At 71.9% G+C, this 19,930-nt stretch carries 18 protein-coding genes; 10 read left to right on the top strand and 8 right to left on the bottom strand.

Features of this window, described 5'->3' with window-relative positions:
• Positions 1 to 52: 52 nt before the first annotated feature.
• Entirely contained in the window at positions 53 to 592 is a 540-nt protein-coding gene (locus ABNG04_RS12835; protein ID WP_371162802.1) for a DUF7974 family protein, read from the top strand.
• A 69-nt stretch (positions 593 to 661) separates the two neighbouring features.
• On the opposite strand, the gene ABNG04_RS12830 is transcribed toward ABNG04_RS12835, so the two are convergent.
• Genes ABNG04_RS12830 through ABNG04_RS12820 form a run of 3 tightly spaced genes read right to left on the bottom strand, consistent with a single transcriptional unit; the run spans position 662 to position 4,307 of the window.
• A complete protein-coding gene (locus tag ABNG04_RS12830; RefSeq protein ID WP_371162801.1) occupies positions 662 to 1,987 on the bottom strand; it encodes an ABC transporter ATP-binding protein in 1,326 nt (441 codons plus the stop codon).
• Positions 1,984 to 3,099, bottom strand: a complete 1,116-nt coding sequence (locus tag ABNG04_RS12825) for an ABC transporter ATP-binding protein (protein ID WP_371162800.1) — start codon at positions 3,097 to 3,099, stop codon at positions 1,984 to 1,986. The genes ABNG04_RS12830 and ABNG04_RS12825 overlap by 4 nt, the downstream gene beginning before the upstream one ends.
• Positions 3,096 to 4,307: an ABC transporter permease gene (locus tag ABNG04_RS12820; RefSeq protein WP_371162799.1), complete on the bottom strand. Its 1,212-nt coding sequence runs from the start codon at positions 4,305 to 4,307 to the stop codon at positions 3,096 to 3,098. The genes ABNG04_RS12825 and ABNG04_RS12820 overlap by 4 nt, the downstream gene beginning before the upstream one ends.
• 259 nt (positions 4,308 to 4,566) lie before the next feature.
• On the opposite strand from ABNG04_RS12820, the gene ABNG04_RS12815 reads away from it, so the two are divergent.
• Complete coding sequence (locus tag ABNG04_RS12815) at positions 4,567 to 5,508, top strand: ABC transporter permease (RefSeq protein ID WP_371162798.1); 942 nt, start codon at positions 4,567 to 4,569, stop codon at positions 5,506 to 5,508.
• Positions 5,509 to 5,524: 16 nt separating this feature from the next.
• On the opposite strand, the gene ABNG04_RS12810 is transcribed toward ABNG04_RS12815, so the two are convergent.
• Both ABNG04_RS12810 and aglJ read right to left on the bottom strand, forming a co-directional pair.
• Entirely contained in the window at positions 5,525 to 6,571 is a 1,047-nt protein-coding gene (locus ABNG04_RS12810; RefSeq protein WP_371162797.1) for a DUF8054 domain-containing protein, read from the bottom strand.
• Between the two features lie 90 nt (positions 6,572 to 6,661).
• A complete protein-coding gene (aglJ, locus tag ABNG04_RS12805) occupies positions 6,662 to 7,696 on the bottom strand; it encodes an S-layer glycoprotein N-glycosyltransferase AglJ (RefSeq protein WP_371162796.1) in 1,035 nt (344 codons plus the stop codon).
• 107 nt (positions 7,697 to 7,803) lie between these two features.
• On the opposite strand from aglJ, the gene ABNG04_RS12800 reads away from it, so the two are divergent.
• On the top strand, positions 7,804 to 8,184 hold the full coding sequence (locus tag ABNG04_RS12800) for a DUF7522 family protein (protein ID WP_371162795.1): 381 nt from the start codon (positions 7,804 to 7,806) through the stop codon (positions 8,182 to 8,184).
• Between the two features lie 51 nt (positions 8,185 to 8,235).
• On the opposite strand, the gene ABNG04_RS12795 is transcribed toward ABNG04_RS12800, so the two are convergent.
• On the bottom strand, positions 8,236 to 8,595 hold the full coding sequence (locus ABNG04_RS12795; RefSeq protein WP_371162794.1) for a response regulator: 360 nt from the start codon (positions 8,593 to 8,595) through the stop codon (positions 8,236 to 8,238).
• A 182-nt stretch (positions 8,596 to 8,777) separates the two neighbouring features.
• On the opposite strand from ABNG04_RS12795, the gene ABNG04_RS12790 reads away from it, so the two are divergent.
• The 6 genes from ABNG04_RS12790 (at position 8,778) to ABNG04_RS12765 (ending at position 13,560) form a co-directional block, all read left to right on the top strand.
• Positions 8,778 to 9,809, top strand: a complete 1,032-nt coding sequence (locus tag ABNG04_RS12790) for a PhoU domain-containing protein (RefSeq protein ID WP_371162793.1) — start codon at positions 8,778 to 8,780, stop codon at positions 9,807 to 9,809.
• Positions 9,810 to 9,933: 124 nt separating this feature from the next.
• Positions 9,934 to 10,116 carry a DUF7525 family protein gene (locus tag ABNG04_RS12785; protein WP_297886673.1) on the top strand — a complete coding sequence of 61 codons (183 nt, stop codon included), beginning with the start codon at positions 9,934 to 9,936 and terminating at the stop codon, positions 10,114 to 10,116.
• 147 nt (positions 10,117 to 10,263) lie between these two features.
• Positions 10,264 to 10,491: a DUF7123 family protein gene (locus ABNG04_RS12780; protein WP_004598402.1), complete on the top strand. Its 228-nt coding sequence runs from the start codon at positions 10,264 to 10,266 to the stop codon at positions 10,489 to 10,491.
• A 114-nt stretch (positions 10,492 to 10,605) separates the two neighbouring features.
• Positions 10,606 to 11,037, top strand: a complete 432-nt coding sequence (locus ABNG04_RS12775; RefSeq protein WP_006112983.1) for an SRPBCC family protein — start codon at positions 10,606 to 10,608, stop codon at positions 11,035 to 11,037.
• A complete protein-coding gene (locus ABNG04_RS12770) occupies positions 11,034 to 11,840 on the top strand; it encodes a carbon-nitrogen family hydrolase (RefSeq protein ID WP_371162792.1) in 807 nt (268 codons plus the stop codon). The genes ABNG04_RS12775 and ABNG04_RS12770 overlap by 4 nt, the downstream gene beginning before the upstream one ends.
• Before the next feature lie 676 nt (positions 11,841 to 12,516).
• Positions 12,517 to 13,560 (top strand): presenilin family intramembrane aspartyl protease PSH, encoded by a 1,044-nt coding sequence (locus ABNG04_RS12765; protein WP_371162791.1) that lies wholly within the window; start codon positions 12,517 to 12,519, stop codon positions 13,558 to 13,560.
• Between the two features lie 366 nt (positions 13,561 to 13,926).
• Here ABNG04_RS12765 and ABNG04_RS12760 read toward each other — a convergent pair whose 3' ends face one another.
• Together ABNG04_RS12760 and ABNG04_RS12755 are read right to left on the bottom strand one after the other, a co-directional pair.
• Complete coding sequence (locus ABNG04_RS12760; protein WP_371162790.1) at positions 13,927 to 14,436, bottom strand: PUA domain-containing protein; 510 nt, start codon at positions 14,434 to 14,436, stop codon at positions 13,927 to 13,929.
• Between the two features lie 49 nt (positions 14,437 to 14,485).
• Positions 14,486 to 18,304 carry a tetratricopeptide repeat protein gene (locus ABNG04_RS12755; RefSeq protein ID WP_371162789.1) on the bottom strand — a complete coding sequence of 1,273 codons (3,819 nt, stop codon included), beginning with the start codon at positions 18,302 to 18,304 and terminating at the stop codon, positions 14,486 to 14,488.
• A 117-nt stretch (positions 18,305 to 18,421) separates the two neighbouring features.
• On the opposite strand from ABNG04_RS12755, the gene ABNG04_RS12750 reads away from it, so the two are divergent.
• Positions 18,422 to 19,927, top strand: a complete 1,506-nt coding sequence (locus tag ABNG04_RS12750; protein ID WP_371162788.1) for an aldehyde dehydrogenase family protein — start codon at positions 18,422 to 18,424, stop codon at positions 19,925 to 19,927.
• Positions 19,928 to 19,930: the final 3 nt, after the last annotated feature.

The following is a 19,930-nucleotide window of genomic DNA, read 5'->3' as shown; positions in this document are numbered from 1 at the left end:
ACGGTTCACTCGTGACGTAACGCTTTATCCTTCGCTCCTCGTTGTACGCCTAATGCGCCGGATCTACGAGTCGAACGCCCTCCATCGCGACGACGAGGAAGCGCACGCCCCGTCGGAGAAGGAGCGGAAGACCAAGCTCCAAGCGCTGCGATCGGTCCCGTCGTCGACGCTGAGCGACGTCCTGATCCCGCGACGGTTCCGCCACCTCCCGGTGTCGGTCGGCGTGGAGACGCCGGACGACGAGTACGAGGCCGGCGAGCCCGTCCCGTTCCGCGTGACGCTCCGCAACCGCCTGCCGGTCCCGATGTCGATCCCGACCCGCTCCCCGCTCCTCTGGCGGTGGACCGTCGACGGCAACGTCGAGGCGGCCGAGGTCCCCATCCGGGACCCGCCGGACGAGGAGGGACGGCTGTCGTTCGACCGCGGCGAGCGGAAGGAGTTTCGGAAGCGGTGGGACCAGCTGTTCAGGGTCTCGGAGAGCGAGTGGGAGCCCGCGGCGGCCGGGACCCACACAATCGGCGTCACGATCAACGCGACGGACGCCGAGGAACGCGGCCTGACCGACGAGACGACGGTTCGGATCGTCCCATAACTCGCCGCGCTCTCTCGGCCGAGAGGCCGACGCTCTCCTCGTCCAGCCGACCGTCGCCTCGAACTCGTTTCACCGCCTCTCGTCGACACCGGTGGACTCGACCGGTTCCGCGCCGCCGTCTCGACCGTGTCGGAGACAGCTGACGGCCCCCGTCGCCGCCCCGTCCCTCTCTTCGCCGTCCGGTCTGTCGACGGCCGCCGGCGTCTCTCGTTCGCAGACGCTGGTGAACGCCGCGGCCAGCGTCTCGGCCGCGGCGGCCGCGTCGCCCGCGGCGAGGCTCGCGGCCGCGTCGCCGACGGCCTGCTCCGCGTCGGGGTCCGCGAGCTCCTCCTCCAGCCCGACGGCCCGCCGGACCTGCGTCGCCGTGCGGCGCTCTCCGTCCCGGGCCGCTCCGGTCTCGGCTCCGACCGCTTCTTCGGGAAGCTCCCCCGCGCGAAGCGAGAACCTGAACCGCGCGATCGCCCGCCAGGTCTCCGTCGACACCGACAGGTCGTCCGGCGGGATCACGTCCGGACACCGGGGGTGGAACCGACAGCCCGCCGGGGGGTCGCTCGGGTCCGGGACCGTGTCGGTCAGCGGTCGGCCGAGCTCCCGGTCCGTCGGGTCGAGCGAGGGGACAGACGAGAGCAGTACCCGCGTGTACGGGTGCGCCGGGTCGGCCAACACGTCCCCGGTCGCTCCCCGTTCGACTATCTCGCCGAGGTACATGACCGCGACCCGGTCGCAGCTCCGCCGGACGACGTCGAGGTCGTGGCTGACGAACAGGAGGGCGACGTCGAACTCGCGGCGGATCCGATCCAGCAGGTCGAGTATCTCGGCGCGGACGCGTGCGTCGAGCGCGCTCGTCGGCTCGTCGGCGACAATCAGGTCGGGGCTGACGACGAGCGCCCGCGCGATCGAGATCCGCTGCTTCTCGCCGCCAGAGAACTCGTGCGGGTACCGCTCCACGTCGTCCCGCGAGAGCCCGACCCGTTCGAGGACGTCCGCGACGACCGCGCGCCGCCGGTCGGCGTCGTCGAGGCCGTGGATGCGCAGGGGTTCGGCCACCGCTTCCCCGACCGTCATCCGCGGGTCGAGGGCGTCGTTGGGGTCCTGAACGACCAGTTGCGCGCGTCGCCGGAACGACCGTCGCTCGCTGCCGGTCAGCTCCGCGACCGGCTCTCCGTCGAAACACACCTGCCCGGCCGTCGGCTCCTCGAGCCCCAAGACTGTGTGAGCCGTGGTCGTCTTCCCGCTCCCCGACTCGCCGACGATCCCGAGGGCCTCGCCGCGCTCGATGTCGAAGCTCACCCCGTCGACGGCGCGGACTCGGCCGACCTCGCGGCGGAGCAGTCCGCTGGTGATCGGGTAGTGCTTCTCCAGGCCGCGGACCGAGCAGATCGGCGCCTCGCTCATCGCCGCTCGCCCTCCGCGTTCGCGGTCGGCCCCGCGGGCGGACCCGTGGAGCCGCACTCTGCCTCTCCCGGGTCTCGGCCGTCCGTCGGCGACGTCGCGTTCTCGCGGATCGGGGCCGGATCCCCGTTCGGTCCGTAGTGAACGCACGACGCCGCGTGGGCCGCCGACGCGTCCACCGCGTGGAACGCCGGCTGCGCCCCGCCCGCGCACTCGTCGACCGCGTGCGGGCACTCCGCGCGGAACCGGCAGCCGTCGGTCGGGAGGTCTCCGCGAGCGCTTCGGTCCGCGATCGACGGGCCGCCGGTCCCCCCGTAGCTGTCGAACAGCGCTTGCGTGTACGGGTGCGAGGGGGCGTCGAACACCGCCTCCACGGGGCCGCGCTCGACGATCGTCCCGCCGTACATGACCAACACGCGGTCGGCCGCGGCGGCGACGACTCGCAGGTCGTGGGTGACGAGCAGCGCGCTCGTCCCGTCGCCGACGATCGACCGGAACAGGTCGAGCAGCCGCGCCTGGACGGTGACGTCCACCGCGGTCGTCGGTTCGTCGGCGATCAGCAGGTCCGGATCCCCGGCGAGCGCGATCGCGATGGCGATCCGTTGTTGCATCCCGCCCGAGAACTCGTGTGGGTAACCGTCGAGGCGTTCGTCCGCGCGCGGGATCCCGACCCGGCGCAGCAGGTCGACGGCCCGGTCCCGCGCCGCCGACCGGCTCACGTCCTCGTGGATCCGGATCGGCTCCGTCACCTGTCGCCCGACGGTGTACACCGGGTCGAGCGCGCTCTGCGGGTTCTGGAACACGTGGGCGATCCGGCTCCCCCGGACGGAACGCAGTTCCGCCTCCGAGCGGCCGGCGATGGGCTCGCCGTCGAACTCGACCGCGTCGGCGGACACCTCCGCCGGCGGCCGCGGGACGAGACCGGTGAGCGACTCGCAGGTGACGCTCTTGCCGCTGCCCGACTCGCCGACGAGACACACCGTCTCGCCGCGGCCGACGTCGAAGCTCACCCCGTCGACCGCGTGGAGCCACCCGTCGTCGGTCCGGATCCGCGTCCGGAGGTCGCGCACGGAGAGGATCGGCGGCTCGTCGTCCCCGGTCGACCCGTCGCTCACGGCCGATCACCCTTGGGGTCGAGGGCGTCCCGCACGCCGTCGCCCAGCGTCTTGAACGCGACGAGCGTCGCTGTCAGCGCGGCGGCCGGGAGCGACGACACCCACCAGATCCGGTAGGCGGGGTGGTCGGCGCGCTCCTGTAACTGCCCGGCGACCGCCGCGTTGATCGACTCGCTGATCGTCGACCCCCACGAGTACGTTCCCACTTCGTGGAACCCGAGGAATGCGACGCCGGCCTCGATGAGCACGAACAGCGCGAGCAGCTGGAACGCCGCCGGGACGAGCGTGTTCGTGCTGTTGGGGAGGAGGTGTCGCCGGGCGACGTATGCGCCCGACGCCCCGAGGCTCCGAGCCACGAGGACGTATCCCTCCTCGCGCCGCTGAATCACCTCGCTGCGGACCAGCCGAGCGATCCCGCCCCAACTGAGCAGTCCGAACGTGGCGAGCAGCAGCAGCAGCGAGGGGCCGTAGGAGGCGTAGCCGACGAAGTACAACAGCAGCGCCGGGATACACAGCTGGACGTCGACGTACGACGACAGTAGGTCGTCGACGGCGCCGCCGCGGAGCCCCGCGACGACGCCGACCGCCATGGCCAGCGGGACGACGAACGCTGCCGAGATGACGGTCACGTACGCTGCTGTCCGGGCGCCCGCGATCAGGAGGTAGCCGAGCGGGTGGCCGCGCTCGTTCGTGCCGAGCGGATACTCCCACGTGCCGTGGCAGACGCGGTCGAACGGGCCGCCGGTCTCGACGCCGAGGCACTCCTGTGGCGGGACGGTGCTGGCGAACCCAACCGGCGGGTGGAAGGCGTGCTGGAACCGGAGCGGGGGCGATTCGAGCAAGACCGGGCCGACCGCGCCGACGGCGACGAGTCCGACGACGAACGCGCCCGAAAGCGCGACGGCGGGCCGCCGCCGAGCGAACGCCCGGAGCGAAACCGGTCGCCGGCGAAGCCGCTTCGCGAGCGGGACGACGCCGTACGCCGCGACGACCGTCCCGGCGAGCAGGAACACCCAGTCGATCGCGGCGAGACGCCAGTCGCCGACGGGAGAGAGGCCCGCCGACCACTCCTGATACGCGCGACCCAGGCCGAGGAGTGCGACGCCGATCGCCAGCGTCGCCCGCTCGGCCGTGACGTTTCGGCGCGAGCGCTGGATCTCGTCCCAATCGAGGTCTTCGAAGCGGGGACCGTCTTCTGTCGGCGGCATGCGGAGGGTGGCCGTAGTATCGACGGGTGCCGGTTAAATCCACCTGACCTGTCCGCGACGCGCCGGCGAGCATCGCCCGTCGCCCGGAGCCGGCCGGCGGGGAACGCCCGTGATTTAATAGCTCCCGGATCGCGATGCTGGCACGCGTGTCCTCCGAACTGATCTCGAGCCGCGGATCGCCCCCGAACGCCGGATCGGCGCCGCCCAGTAAGACAACCGGCCGCGCAGCGGCGCGGACTCCCCGCTCCGACGAGGCCCGATGAACCCGCTGCGGATTCTCGCGAAGCGGGCGACGATGGGGCTCGTGACCTCCTGGGCCGTCCTCACGACGGTGTTCGCGCTGTTCACGCTCACCGAGGACTGGGTGCTGTCCGGGCGGATCGGGGCCGCCCGGTTCGCCGGCGAGAACGACCCCGAGGCGCTCGCGGCGATCAGGGCCGAGTACTTCGCGGCGCGGGGGCTCGACAGGCCGCTGACCGACGCGTACGTCGACTGGCTCGGCAACATGGCCACGCTCGACTGGGGCAGTTCGCTCTCCACCGGCGAACCGGTGTTCCCGCTCGTGATGAACGCGGCCGCCCGGACGGCCGCCTACGTCGCCCCCGCGCTCGTCTTGGCCGTGGTCTGCGGGGTCTCGCTGGGGGTGTTCACCGCGCTGTATCCGGAGCGTCGCGTCGGGTCGGGCGGCGTGGGTGCGGCGTACCTGCTCTTCGCGGTCCCCGGGTTCTGGCTCGGCGGGATGATCCTGTCGCTCACGCTCGACGGGCGACTGCCCCGTTCGCCGGTCGTCTTCGATCACCTGCTGCCGATCGGACTGACGTTCAGCGCGCTCCTCGGCGGGTACGTCAGCTACTCGCGGGCCCATTCCCGCGAGTACGCCGCGGCTGAGTTCGTCTCGCTGGTCAGGGCCAAGGGCGGTTCGGGCTATCGCGTCGCGGCGCACGTCCTGCGGAACGCCGCGATCCCGTTCTTCTCGATGCTGTTCACCGAGGCGCTCGGGCTCCTCGTCCTCGCGACCTTCGTGGTCGAGGTGCTGTTCGGTATCGACGGCTTCGGCCTGCTGCTCCTCCGGGCGGTCGCCGACCGCGACCTCCCCGTGCTCCTCGGCGGGACCGTCGTCGTGATCGGGGTCGGCGTGATCGGCAACGTCGTCCAAGACGTCGCGTACGGCTACCTTGATCCGCGAGTCGAGATGGGGTGACGCCGTCCGGACCGGATTACGGCGTGATGCCCGTGTCGTCGCCCGGCGTCGCGACCTTCTCCGGTTCGAGTTCGAGGACGTGCTCGCCGCAGTCCGCACAGCGGATCGCGACGACCTCGTGGGCCATACAGCAGGACTCGACGGTGTCCGCGGTCGCTCCGATGTCGCCGCCGCACACCGGACACGACGAGAGGAACGAGCGGAGCGACTGGAGGATCGAGAGCCGCTGCTCTGGCGGGACGTCGAGCCAGCGGTCCGTGCGTTCGACGAGGGCGAGGTGCGACGCCACGTCGGCGAGGTACGCGCCGTCGCCGGGCCACTTCCGCACGCGACGTAGGACGGTCACCGCGGGGTACGACCGGTCCTCGAACGTCACGTCGTCGGGATCCACGCCGAACATCTCCCCGAGCGTCTCCGCACCCACGTCGCCGCGTTCGAGCGACGAGACGTTCGACTCCACCGCCCCGGCGAACTCGTCTTCGAAGACGACGTCCTCGCCGTCCTCGGTGGCCTCGACGACGCCGACGTCGATGAGGAACTCGATCGGGTCGACGGCGTTCTCGCGCTGGTCGCGGATCCGCTCGACCGTCTCGAACTCCGGTTCGTCGTCGGCCGCCTCGTCGGCGTCGGCCGCCTCGTTGGCGCCTGTCCCGTCGGTGTCCTCCGCGCCGGCCCGGCCGGGGTCCTCCGCGTCACTCCGCCCGGGGGTCCTGTCGCCGTCCGCCTCGAAGGTGGTCACCGTCACGTCGCCCGAGCGCGTCGCCGACCCCTCCCAGCCGTCCCGGGGCCCTTTGGGGGCCTTCCCAAACAAGCGGAGCACGCGGTCGGGGAGGTACCGCTTCGTCAACTCCGGCGTTCCGGGGACCAGATAGCCCCGGTAGTAGATGCTCCCCATCGACGCGACCAGCACGACCGCCGCGATCACCGGTCCGAACACCATGGCCGCGGCGGTGAGCGCGACGGCGAAGACGCCGTTCACGACGGTACACGGCAGACACCGGTTCTCGCCGGTGTACGCCGGTTCGCGGATCCTGTCTCGTAACGACGCGTCGCCGGAATCCATATTCTAGGGATGTTCTCGGACCGATAAAAGCGGCCGGTATCCGGGACCGCGCCGCGCGGGACTGGCTCGAAGCCGGGCTCCGTCTCCCGGTCAGTTGCGGGCCTCTTCGGTCGTCCCGCGCCGCGTCGATCCGGCCTCGTCGTCCCCGGACCCGGGGTCCGCGACCGCCTCTGGTTCCTTCCTCTCGGACGGTCGCCCCGTCGCCTCGTCGCCGAGTGCGCGTTCGTATCGGGCCATCTGCTCGCGGTGGAGGGAGTAGATCATGTCCGCGAGCACGCCGAACACGAACAGCTGGATCCCGAGGATCGTCGCGCCGACCGCACCGACGGCGACCACCTCGTGGCTGATACCGAACGCGAGGTACCGGTACAGCACGAACGCTCCCATCGCCAACCCGGCCGCCGTCGCCGCCGTGCCGGCCCCGCCGAAGTAGAACAGCGGGTTGTTCGTCTTCGCCTTCCGGTACAGCTCGAGGAAGATCACGCCGCCGTCGCGGATCGGGTGGAGGTTCGTCGCCGAGCCGCCCGGCCGCTCCCGGTAGGTGATCGGCACCACGGCGACCGGGATCCGATTCTTGACGCACTCGACGGCCATTTCGGTCTCGATCCCGAACCCGTCGGCGGTAAGGTGGAGCCGCAGGAACGACTCCCGGGTGAACGCGCGGTACCCCGAGAGGATGTCCCGGTAGCTCTCGCGGTGGATCCCCCGGAACGCGAGGTTGATGATCCGGTTCCCGATCCGGTTGAGCCGAGTCATCGCCCCCGAGCGCATGTCCGCGAAGCGGTTCCCGATCACGTGGTCGGCCTCGCCGTCGAAGAGCGGGTCGAGCATCGCCGTCGCGTCCGCGGCGTCGTAGGTGGCGTCGGCGTCCGCCATCAGCACGTACCGCGCGTCGACGTGGTCCCTCACCGCCTCCCTGACCGCCTGTCCCTTCCCGCGCCCCGACTGCTCCGCGACGCGGGCGCCGGCTTCCCGGGCGATCGACCGCGTGTCGTCCGTCGACCCCCCGTCGATCACGAGCACGTTCTCGAACCCGACGTCTCGGAAGTCGGCGACGACGCGTGCGACCGTCTCGGCCTCGTTCATCGTCGGCAGCAGGACGCAGACGTCGTCGTGGTCGCTCATCAGGCGAGCGATCACGGGGCAGTCGGTAAACTCTGTCCCTCCCGGCTCGCCGGGCGAGGCGTGCGGCCACCCACACGCTCATGTATGTGAGCATTGATCGTGGGTGTATGTCTCATCCACTCGCCGAACACACCGACGAGCTACTGAGCGCCGCCCGCACGGCGACGGGCGACGAACTGCGGAGTCTCACCTACTTCACGCGGGAGACCGTCGAACAGCTCTACCTCCGGAGCGACCTGAACCGGACCGCCGACCTGATCGGCTTCGCGGAGAACGAGCGGCAGGGGTTCCACGCGCAGTCCATGTACGCGGACACCCAGCTTGGCGACTACCAGTTCACGGTCCGCGTGTTCAAGAACGGCTACCTCACGCGGGTGATCGCGAACGACCACGGCGTCTGGGTGACCACCGACTCGATGGAGATCGACCGGTTCGAGGAATTGGCGAGCGCGCTCGCGACGATCCTCCGATCGTTCGACCCCTCCTGATGCCGCCGCTCGTCGGACTTCCGGTCGCTTCCCGGCCCGCCTCGGGCGGCGCTACCCGAGGTGGCTCTCGAACTCGCTGACCAGCTCCGCGGCGTCGACGGGCTTCGTCACGTAGCCGTCCGCACCCGCCTTCACCGCCTCCATCATCTTCTCCTGCTGGTCGACGCTCGTACACATCACGATCACCGCGTCGGGCCAGCGGTCCTTGATCGCAGCGGTCGCTTCGATCCCTGTCATCTCCGGCATCACGACGTCCATCGACACCGCGTCCGGCTCGTACGCCTCGAAGAGTTCGACCGCCTCTGCGCCGTTCTCCGCCTCGTCGACGACCTCGAACCGCTCCTCCAGCGCGTCCCGGACGACAGTCCGCTGGAAGGAAGAGTCGTCGACGACGAGTACCCGCTCGGTCATACCAGTTATCCCTGCCTGACCGACATAAGCGCGCGGATCGCTCGGCAGGACCGGAGAGGGCGCGACCGGTCCGGACCCGGCTGGCGGGTGACGTCGCCACGGAAAATATCCCTTGTATATTCAAGAAAGCATATAATGAACATGGGAATAAGGTTAAGGTGTATCCCCCGATATTGTCGCGTATGGAAACGCGGAAGGTCCAACGGTTGGGGCCGTCGACGCTGGCGATGACGCTCCCGGCCGAGTGGGCGCAGGAACACGGCGTGAACAAGGGCGACGAGGTATCGCTGCGAATGGGCGGGAAGGGGACGCTCACGGTGCTCCCCGAATCGGTGAGCACCGAGGAGTCGGAGGCCGTCATCAACGCGGACGGGCTCGACGCCAGGTCGCTGGAGCGGGCCATCGTCGCGCAGTACGTGCTCGGGCGGCGCGTCATCCACGTCCAGAGCGAGGGGACCCTCGACAGCGAACACATCAACGCGGTGTACAAGGCGGAGACCCAGCTGATGGGGCTCGGCGTCATCGAGGAGACGCCGGAGGACATCTCCATCCGCTGTTCGGTCGACCCAGAAGACTTCACCCTCGACAACCTCCTCGAGCGGCTGGAGAACACGGGCTCGACGATGCGCGGCGAGGCGGTGAAGGCGCTCGCGCACGGCAACCCCGACCTCGCGCAGCGCGCGCTCAACCGCGAGCGGCAGGCGAACAAGATCTTCGTCCTGCTGCTCCGGCTGATCTTCACCGCCTACCAGAACCCGAACCTCGCCCGCGCGGTGGGCCTCGAGGAGGGGTTCCCGCTCATCGGCTACCGCTCCGTGGCGAAGAACCTCGAACTCACCGCGGACAACGCCGAGGACATCGCCGAGATCGTGATGGAGGCCGACGGGCACACCCTCAACGTCGACAGCGCGACGATGCGGCAGATCCGCGAGTTCACCGATCAGGTGGACGACCTGACCGTGCTCGCGGTGCGGGCCGTCGTCGAGCGCGACTACGACCTCACCGTCGAGTGCCGCGACGTGTTCTCGCGGCTTGAGGACCGCGAACAGGAGATCCTCGACGAGCTGCCGAACGACCTCGACAACGAGACGCTGCTCATGACCCGCGAGGTGCTCGTCAGCCTCCAGCACACCGCGGAGTACGCCATGCGGAACGCCGAGATCGCGGCGAACCTCGCGCTCAACGAGGAGTCGGAGCACGTCGAGATCATCTGATACCCCGGTTCCGGGTCTCCAGTGCCCGTTCGCCGCCGTCGGAGTGCGTGGGTTCCCCGGCTTCCGGCGCCGGGCGCGTCGCGCGGTTCGCATGAACTAAGTGGCCCCCCGCGAAGCGACTCGTATGAGCGAGGGTTCCATCGAATCAGACAAGGAGGTCGGCGTCGCGCTCGCGCTCGGCGCCATCGCGGTCGTCGGGGCCGTTGTGATGTTCGCGTACCCGGGACAGCTCGGGAAGGCGTGGGGGTTCGCGGGCGCGTTCGTCTTCGCGATGCTCGCGGTCGGCGCGGTTCAGCTGTTCGACTGATCGCGCCCGTCGACACACCGGCGGATCGTTCTCCCGGACGCACCGTGTCGCTTCGCCCGTCGCGCTCGGTCTGCGTCCAAACGCTCTCCGGCCGACGAGCCCCGCGGACGAGAAACCGTTAAGAACGTCAGACGCGTATGTATGATAATGAGCGAGTATACCGAGGAAGAACAGCGGATCCTCGCGTACCTCACGGACAGCGTCACCCGTGGCGAGCGGTACGTTCGCTCGAAGACGATCGCCGACGCGATCGGTCTCACCGCGAAGCAGGTGGGGTCGCGCCTCCCGCGCCTCGCCGAGAAGTCCGACGACGTCGACATCGAGAAGTGGGGCCGCGCCAAATCGACGACCTGGCGCGTGACCCCGGACGGGTGAGGCCGAGACGCGCGACCGGCGCGTCGTCCCGCGAACAGCCGCGCCTCGGCGCGTTCCCCGACCTCGACACCGCCGACGCGCATTTTTAACCCCCGTAGCCCCAAACAGGAACGTATGACCGTTCGAGTCTCCCGGACGTTCGAGTTCGACGCGCCGCCGGCCGACGTGTGGGCGTTCATCTCGGACGCGGAGCAGCGCGCGGGCGCCATCAGCGTGGTCGACTCCTTCGACGTTCACGACGACGGGACCGCGACTTGGCACGTCGCGCTCCCGATACCGATGATCCGCTCCACGATCGACGTCGAGACGGAGGAGGTCGCGCGCGACCCACCGAACCGAGTGAAGTTCGTCGGGAAGTCGCGGGCGTTCCGCGTGACCGGCGAACACGAGATCACCGAGACCGATGACGGCGGCTGCCGGCTCGCCAACGAGTTCGTCGTCGACGGGAAGCTCCCCGGCGTCGAGTCGTTCTTCAAGCGGAACTTCGACGCCGAACTCGACAACTTGGAGGCGGCGCTCCGCGCCTCGCTGGCCTCGCCGGCATGAGGGTCGCGGGGGTCCAACTGGCGGTCGAGGGCGGCGCCGTCGAGGCGAACGTCGAGCGGGCGCTCGACCGTGTCCGGGAGGTCGCCGCCGAAGGGGCCGACCTCGTTGTCCTCCCCGAGCTGTTCGACGTCGGGTACTTCGCGTTCGACGCGTACGACCGCGCGGCTGAGAGCCTCGCCGGTGAGCGCCTCGGTCGATTCGCTGCCGCGGCCGCCGAGCACGACGTGGCCGTCCTCGCCGGCACGGTCGTCGAGGACCTGTCGGCGTCGACTGCCGACGGCCTCGACACCCCGGCCGACGCCGGCCTCGCGAACGCCGCGGTGCTGTTCGACGCCGACGGCGAGCGTCGGCTCGTCTACCGGAAGCGGCACCTGTTCGGGTACGGCTCCGAGGAGACGGACCGGATGGTCCCGGGCGAGCGGACGCCGGTCGTCGACCTCGCGGGTGTCACGGTCGGCGTGACCACCTGCTACGACCTCCGGTTCCCGGAGCAGTTCCGCGTGATGGTCGACGCGGGCGTCGAGTGTGTGCTCGTCCCGAGCGCGTGGCCGTATCCTCGCCTCGAGCACTGGCGGACGCTCGGCCGCGCGCGGGCTATCGAGAACCTGACGTACGTCGTCGCGGTCAACGGGAGCGGCCGGTTCGGCGACGAGGCCCTCTGCGGGCGGAGCGCGGCGTACGACCCGTGGGGAACGACGCTCGCGTCGGTCGGCGACGAGCCCGGGGTCGTCACGGCGACGGTGGACCCCGAGCGGGTCGCCGCGGTCCGCGAGGAGTTCCCCGCGCTCCGGGACCGTCGGTAACGGCGTCTGCCGAGGTGCGAGGGACGTACGGCTCAGCGGGGTAGAGACGCCCCGTGACAGATCCGGATCTAACATATTTATACGCCTGAAGGACATATACATACCTGCCGAAGACCGACGCTTTTCTCGTTGGAATTCGGCGCTAATCGATCCGCGCCCGTCCCGACCACCCGGGCGGCGACGCCGACGACAGCCTGGGGGTCCGCTGTCCGGCAACCGCCGCCCGCCGCCTCTCGCCGCCTCGCCTTTCGCCCACCTCCTCGCTCCCACCCTTTCGTTCGCGTTCGGCCTCGACTCCTCCAGCGCTTAGCCGGGCACCGGCACGAGCGGGTTTCACCGCCGCAAATCGGCGTATGCGTGGTGACGATGCGAGACGAACACCCTCCGTCTCGACGGGAATATCTGTACTGATAACTCGGTCGGTAGGTTCTTACGTCGCTCGCGGAAGTGAGTAAATGCCGCGGACGAATCCGGTTGGCCCCATCCCGCTTCGGGCGGGCCGGCCGGCACTCGCTTCCACCGTCCGTCGTCCGTCGGCTTGGGTTCGGGCCCACCCGCTCCCACACCGAGCCCGAACCCGTTTCTGTTCGTCTCACCCCGAGAGCGACGCCCCTCGTCGGCGTCGAGCGTCGCGAAGCGCAAGGACGAAACCCCCGGCCGCCGAACCCGCGGTCGAATGTTCCCCCGCGAGTACCGCGGCGTCGCCTTCGTCGTCGGGCTGTTCGTGATCGTCCAGCTGGGCGCGCTGGCGCTGGTCCCGGAGTTCGCCGCGAGCGGGTACCAGGCCGTCGAGAACCCCGACAACCCCGCCAACAGCGTGCTGTACGTCGTCGCCATCGTCGCGATGACCGGGCTGATGCTCGCGGCGTTCCGGTACGACTTCGACGGCGCGATCCGCCTGCTGATCGTCGGCGTGTCGGCGTGGCTCTCCTGGTACGTCTTCTCCGCCATCGTCCCGCCGCTCGCCGCGGCTGTCCCCGCGGTCGCGGTCGCGGTCGGCCTGCTGGTCCACCCCGAGTGGTACGTGATCGACACCGCCGGGGTGTTGATGGGGGCGGGCGCGGCCGGGCTGTTCGGCATCTCGTTCGGCCTCCTGCCCGCGCTGATCCTCCTCGCTGTCCTCGCCGTCTACGACGCCGTCTCCGTCTACGGCACCGAGCACATGCTGTCGCTCGCGGAGGGCGTGATGGACCTGAACATCCCCGTCGTGCTGGTGATCCCGCTGTCGCTGTCGTACTCGCTGCTCGACGGGGAGTCCGCGAGCGACGAGGCCGCCGGCGTCGGCGCGGACGAGGAAGTCGAAGGGGACGCGAACACCGACGCGGACGTGGGGGTCGACGCGGATGCGAACGCGGAGGTCGACAACGATGCGACCGACGCTGAGAGCGAGGTGGCCGAATCCCCCGAGCCCGGCGACCGCGACGCTTTCTTTATCGGGCTCGGCGACGCCGTCATCCCGACGGTGCTGATCGCGAGCGCGGCGACGTTCTCGCCGGCCGCCGACCTCTCCGTTCCCCTCCTCGGCGTCAATCTCCCCGCGCTGCTCGCGATGGTCGGGACCCTCGGCGGGCTGCTCGTGCTCATGCGGTGGGTGATCCGGGGGCGGGCGCACGCGGGACTCCCGCTGTTGAACGGCGGGGCGATCGGCGGCTACCTGATCGGTTCGGTCGTCGCCGGCGTCCCGCTCCTCGAGGCGCTGGGGCTCGCGACGTTCTTCTAGGTCGGTTCGGGCGCGGTGGTTCGATCTTTTACTGAGCCCGCCGCAGGCTCGATTTCCCGACCGAACGGTGGCTCTGCCGATGACTAAGTGGTCGACACGAACACTCCCGAAGCCCCAGCCGCGGGGGCTCGCGCGACTCGCTGCGCTCCTCGGTCGCTCGTTTCACTCGCTCCCTACGGTGCTTGCGTCGTCGTGCGTCGTCCCCGCGGCTGCCCCTTCGAGTCCCGCCCCACGCAGCACAGCCCCGCACCTCACGCCGCCCCAGCCTCGCGGTTCGCGCTCTTTGAGCGCTCACCGCTCCCTCGCGCGTGCGACTCGCGGCCGCCGGTGGCGGCCGCTCGTAGGCACGCGCCACCGAAAAGTCCGTCAGTCGTCGTCCGCGGGGTTCCCGTCGCGCGTCTTCACCGCGACGCCGGAGCCGAGCGCCTCGGCCTCCGCCCCGGAGAGCTCGGCGCGCCCGACGCCGAATATCTCGTCCGACTCGTCGACCACCAGCACCTCGTCGCCGGGGCGGATCCCGTCGTCGGCCGCGGTGACGAACTTCGCGAACGCATTACGCCCCTCGCGCACGAACGGCTCGCTCTCCTCGCCGACGACCACCCGGTGTCGCGGGGCCGCGAACGCCTCGTGGACCCGCCGCCCGCCCGCGAGTCCGAGCGTGAACCGCCCGTCGGTGCTGTACGAGACGAGGCGGTCGCCCTCGCTGCTTCCGGGGGTGTCGTCGACGTCGCCGTCGATCACCTGCCGCGGCCGGCCGCCGCTCGACCGCCGCACCGTGAGCGGGTCGTCCGGCGGGAACAGCGCCGCTCCCGCGCCGGCACCGAACTGGTAGTCGGCGGCGGTCCGCAGGTCCGCGAGCGTCTCGGCGTCGGTCATACCGGCGGTTCCGACCGCGCGGGGAAAGCGATTGCGACACCGACCGGACTCAGCCGACCGGGGGGTAGGCCGCGTCGACCTCGTCTCCATCGACGCGCCAGCGGTCGGCGACCGCCCGATACGCGGCCGGGTCCGCCGCCGACTCGGCCCCGATCGGTTCCGGCGGCGACTCGCGAAGCGCCGCGGCCAGCGCGTCGCGGTCGAGCGTGGCGGCCGAGTCGGACTCCTCGCCGAGCAGGTCGGCGAGACGATCGGCCGCGGCGACTATCGCCCGCGCGTCCTCGGTCCGACGACCCATGTTGATGGCCGCGCGCAGGTGGTCAGCCGCCGCGGCTGCGTCGCCGCGCTCCACCTCCGCGGCCCCCAGCACCGCGAGCGCCTCCGCTTCGACCTGTCTGAATCCGCCCGCCCGCGCGGCGTCGACCGCGGACCGCAGCGCCGCCGCCGCGTCGTCCCCGTCGCCGCGCGCGAGCGCCAGCAGCCCCCGGACGCGGTCCAGCTCCGCCAGCCGCTTATACCCCTCGTGGTCGTCGAGCAGCGACGCGGTCCGCTCTACTCGCCGTTCGGCCTCGGTTAGGTCGCCGCGATCGATCGCCACCTCCGCTTGGATCGTCGTCACCATCGCGCACCGGGCGTCGGCGTCGAGCGCGTCGAGGCGCTCGGCCGCGCTCGCGAGGAACCGCTCCGCGCGCTCGAGATCGCCGGCGAAGTGCGCCGCGCTGCCGAGGTGGCTCAGCGCGAACGCCTCGTACATGTCCGACCCCACGCGCTCGGCGACCGTTCGCGCCTCGGACGCCCGGGCGACCGTCTCCGCGACGTCGCCGCGCTGTTCGGCGAACGCCGCGAGGTTCAGCAGCGAGATCGCCTCCCGATGTTCGTCCCCGACGGTCCGGTAGCCGTCGAGCGCGCGGCTCGCCGTCCGCGTGGCGGCGTCGAGGTCGCCGCGCCGGCGCAGCGCGACAGCGAGGTTCGTCCGGACGTTCGCCTCCCCGTGGGTGTCGTCGTGGGCCCGGAACAGGTCGCCGGCGACGCGGTAGTGGGCGAGCACCGCGTCCGTCGCGTCGAGCGCGTCGAGCGCGTTTCCGATATCCATCAGCGCCTTCGCCATCGCGATCGGGCCGTCGAGCGCCGCGGCGACGGCGTACGCCCGTGAGGCCGCCTCGAAGGCGACCTCGTAGTCCCCGTCGAAGTGGGCCGCCTGCGCCCGCCCCCGGACCGCCGCCGCGAGGCCGCCGCGGTCGCCGGCTGCCTCGAACAGCTCCGCCGCCCGCTCGTACCACTCTCGCGCTGCGTCGTACTCCCCGCGGCGTCGCGCGACGTCGCCGTACCCCCGTTGACGCTCGGCCGCTCCGGCCTCGTCGACCGGTCGCCACGCGTCGAGCGCCGCGATCGCACCGTCGAGGTCGCCGGCGTCGACGTACATCCGCGCGACCCACTCGGGCGGCCGGTCGCGGAGGTCGGCCGGGCACGCGTCCGGGAGGTCGATCCAGGCGTAGCGGACCCGGCCGTACAGCCCCGCGAGCCGCGGGTAGCGTCGGCCGACGCCGTACACCGCGCGGACCGTCTCGGCCACCCACGCGCCCGGGTCGCGCTCGATCCGATCCACCGTGGGGGCGTCCCCGCCGACGGCCCGACGGACACGAGCGCGCCGCACGGGGTCGTCCGCGAGCGCGAGCACCTGCGAGACGCCCCGACCGACGTATCTGGCGACGACCGGCTCCGGCTCCCGCTCCAGAAGCCGCTCTAAGAACAACACCGACCACTCGTCGTGGACGGTCCGGTACTCGCCGTCGCCCGACCCGACGAGCGCCGTCCCGACGAGCCGGTCGAGCGCGCGGCGGACCGCGTCGACGCTCGGCGAAGCCCCCTCGTCCGCACCCGCCGCGCCGCCCTCCTTCGGGCTGTCGACGAGCGCGTACGCCAGCGTCCGGGCGTCACCCACCCCTGCGACGTTGAGGAGGTTCACCAACACCGCGACGCCCACGGTCGGCGGCGGGCGGTTCCGGAGCTCCCGGACCGCCTCCTCGACCGCCGTCTCCAGCCCGGACCGGAGGCCCGCGTCGCCGGCGCGAGCGGCGTCTCGGTCCGCCACCGTACCTTTCTCCGCCGCCGCGTCCCGGTCCGTCTCCGGGTCGTTACTGGAGGCCCCGCCCGCCTTGTCGACGCCGCTGGGCCGACCCTTGCTCGCGCGCACGAGCCGGTGAACGAGCGCGAGGAGCTCGCCGACGCGCTCGTCGTCGGCGCGGCGCACGTCGGCGAGCAGCGCCGCGGGGTCGGCCGCGGGTGCCTTCCCGGTACGGTCGGCGACGTGGCGGACGAACCGCTCCACCTCGCGCTCGTCGAGCCGCGGCATCCGGACGGTCTCGATCGACCGCCGGTAGCGGAGGTCCGCGGGTGAGAGCGGGAGGCCGTCCGGGTCGTCGTACGGCTTCTCGCACGCGTCGAACAAGAAAGAGACGTCGTCGCGGTCGGCCAGATCGCGGGCGACCGCGACCGCCTCCGCGGCCTCCGGGTCGACGACGTCTTCGACGACCACGAGGTGATGACCCTCCCCGTCGACGACGCGCTCCCGCAAGCGTTCCGTCGCGGTGAACGCGTCGCCGCCGTCGCTCCGTCGGTACGTCACCGGGCCGCGTCCCGACCGGAACCACTCGACCGCGACGCTACGACAGACGGTGCTCTTCCCGCTGCCCGGCGGTCCGACCAGCGCTTGGTCGGTCCCCGCTGCGAGCCCCTCAACGAGCAGTCCGGCGATCGAGCGCCGCTCGCCGTCCCGCACCATGGTCCTGTCGAGGACGTGTCCCGCGTCGACCTCGGGGAACGACGCCGTGGCGCGCAGCGGGCCATACGGGTCCGGGTCGCCCGCGAGGCGCTCCTCATCGACCGCGTGGAACCCCTGCGCCGAGAGCGCGCCGCCCCCCTCGTCGCCCGACCCGATCCGACCGAAGAGCCCCCCGGCGTCGCTCCGCCCTCTTAGTTCCGCGCCGCCGTCGCGACTCGCCCGATCGGGCGCGTCCGGGGTATCGTCGCCCGGCGCTCCGCCCGAACCGTCGCTCTCGGATCGCTCACCGCCCGCCGCTCCGGTCTCGGTGCCACCGATCGCGGCGAGCGCCTCGCCGGCTTCGCGCCCGCGATCCACTAGCTCGCCGACCGCGGCCTCGGCCCACGCGACCGCGTCCGGGTCAGTCGAGGCCGCCGCGCCGTGGAGCGTGCCGTCGTCGTCGAAGGTGAGCAGCAGCGCGGTGTCGTCGGCCGCGACCACCCCCGCGTCGACGGCGTCGACCGCGGCGACCCGGCAGTCGTCCCGCCGCGCGACGACCGCGAGGTCGTCGGCGAAGCGCTCGGTCGCGTGCCGGTACGCCCGCTCCGCCAGCGCGAGGTCGACGGTCCCGCCGCCGGCGGCCGCGCGCCGGAGCCGGTCCGCGACCCGCGGGTACGGGAACCCCGGCAGCGCGGCCGAGACCGCTTCCGCGTCGGCGAGCGCGTCGTCGAGCACCTCCAGCGGTCGGTACGGGTCCGGGGCGGCGGCCCGGTACGTCTCCGCGCCGCGGAGGATCGCCGGCGAGACGTCGACGTCCGCGCCGAGGGGGTCGAGCACGTCGCCCGCGGCCGCGAGGTCGTCGGCGACCGTCAGGAACTCGCGGTAGCTGTTCGCGAGCAGCCGACCGGAGAGCGTCGTTCGGTAGCCGTCCGTCTCGCCGGCGACCAGCCCGGTCGCCTCCAGCTCGTCTATCGCGCGGTTCACCGTCGACCGGGAGTGCCCGAGCGCGTCGACGAGCTCGTGCTTGCGGAGCGGCTCCGCCGCGAGCCGTTCGAGGAAGTCGAGGCGACGTTCGACGACGCCCACGAGTTCCGACGGCTCGCTCATACGTCCGTCCGCACCGCAGCCACCGATATAATTGTTTCTTCGATGACGACTTGCCGCGCGTGGTGACACAGTGTCCCACGGGGTGAGAATAAGACGGATGCCGCCGCAGTGGACTCCATGGACGGGGACCCCACCGGCGAGAGCGACGAGCCGGGCTCCGCGGACGGGCTCGGCGGGGCGGCGACGGACGAGCGCGCCGAACCGAACGCGACCGGTTCCGAGGGCGCGACGCCGGCGGAGGCGCGACGCGCAGCGGGTACCGCCGACCTCCCGGATCGCGCGTCGCGCGCGGTCTCGGCGGCGCGGGCGGCGGCGGACGAGCTGGTGACGTGGGGCCCCGAGGACGCGGCGTCCCTTGTGCGCTCGGTCGGCGAGCGGCTGGCCGACAGGGAGACGGTCAGCCGCCTCGCGCGGTCGGCGGCCAACGAGACGGGGCGCGGCCACCCGGGGACGAAGGTGGAGAAGATCGCGACGGCGCTTGACGCCGCCCGCCGCTCGCTCCGCGACGCGCCCACCGCCGGCGTGGTCGAGCGCGACGGGGCGGCCGGCACGGTGACGATCGCCGGCCCGATCGGGGTCGTCGGCGCGGCGGTCCCCGCGACGCACCCGGTCGTGGTCCCCGCGGTTCTCTCGCTGTACGGGCTCGCGGCCCGGAACGCGGTCGTCTTCGCGCCGTCGCCCTCGACCGTCGAGACGTGCGACGTGGTCGTCGAGACCGTCCGCCGCGCGCTCGCCGACGCCGGCGCGCCCGCCGGCTCGGTGTCGATGCTCCCGGCGCCGGCCTCGAAGCCCGCGACGGACGCGCTGTTCGAGCGGGCCGACTTCGTGGTCGCCGCCGGCTCCGAGGCGACGGCCGCCGCGGGACAGCGCTGCGGGACGCCGAACGTCGCCACGAGCGCCGACGGCGTCGTCGCCGTCGCCGACAGCTCGGTCCCCGCCGCGGCCGTGGCGACGCGGGTCGCCGTCGGGGCGACCTACGACTTCGGCGCTCACCCCGCGGGCGACGCCGCGGTGGTCACGGTGTCGCAAGCGGTCGACCCGCTGTGCGCCGCGCTCGAAGACGAAGGGGGGTACGTCCTCGACGCGGACGAGAGCGACCGGCTCCGCGCGCTCCTCGACGGCGACGACGAGACCGACCTGCGGGGGAACTCGCCGCGATGGTTCGCGTCGGCGCTCGACCTCCCGAACGCGGCCAGCGACGCCGCCTTCCTCGTCGCCACTCCCGACGCCGCCGACGGACCGCTGGCGACGCTGCCCGGGATCCCCGCGGTGGCGGTTCACGGCCGCGGCGGGTTCGACGCCGCGACCGCGCTCGCGGTTGAACTCGGCTCGCCGCACGCCGCGGCGGTCCACACCACCCAACAGCGCCGCGCGCGCCGGGTCGCGGAGCGGCTCTCGCCGGGGCGTCTCGTCGTCAACCAGCCCGGCGTCGCGGCGGCCGGCTGGCGGACGAACGGGTTCGATGCGGCCCCGATACTGGGCGGTGGCACGGCGGAGGAGAGCCAGCTATGCGGGGGACTCACGCCGGACCGATTCGCGCGGACCGCGACTGTCGCGGCGACGAGCACCGCGGACCGGGCGCCGCACCGCAACGGCGCGGGGGGCACGCTCCGGGGTCCCTGAGCG

Source organism: Halorubrum miltondacostae (assembly GCF_041379815.1).
GTDB classification, from domain to species: domain Archaea; phylum Halobacteriota; class Halobacteria; order Halobacteriales; family Haloferacaceae; genus Halorubrum; species Halorubrum miltondacostae.
The sequence above is the reverse complement of the archived record's forward strand: the minus strand, read 5'-3'. Positions and strand labels throughout refer to the sequence as shown.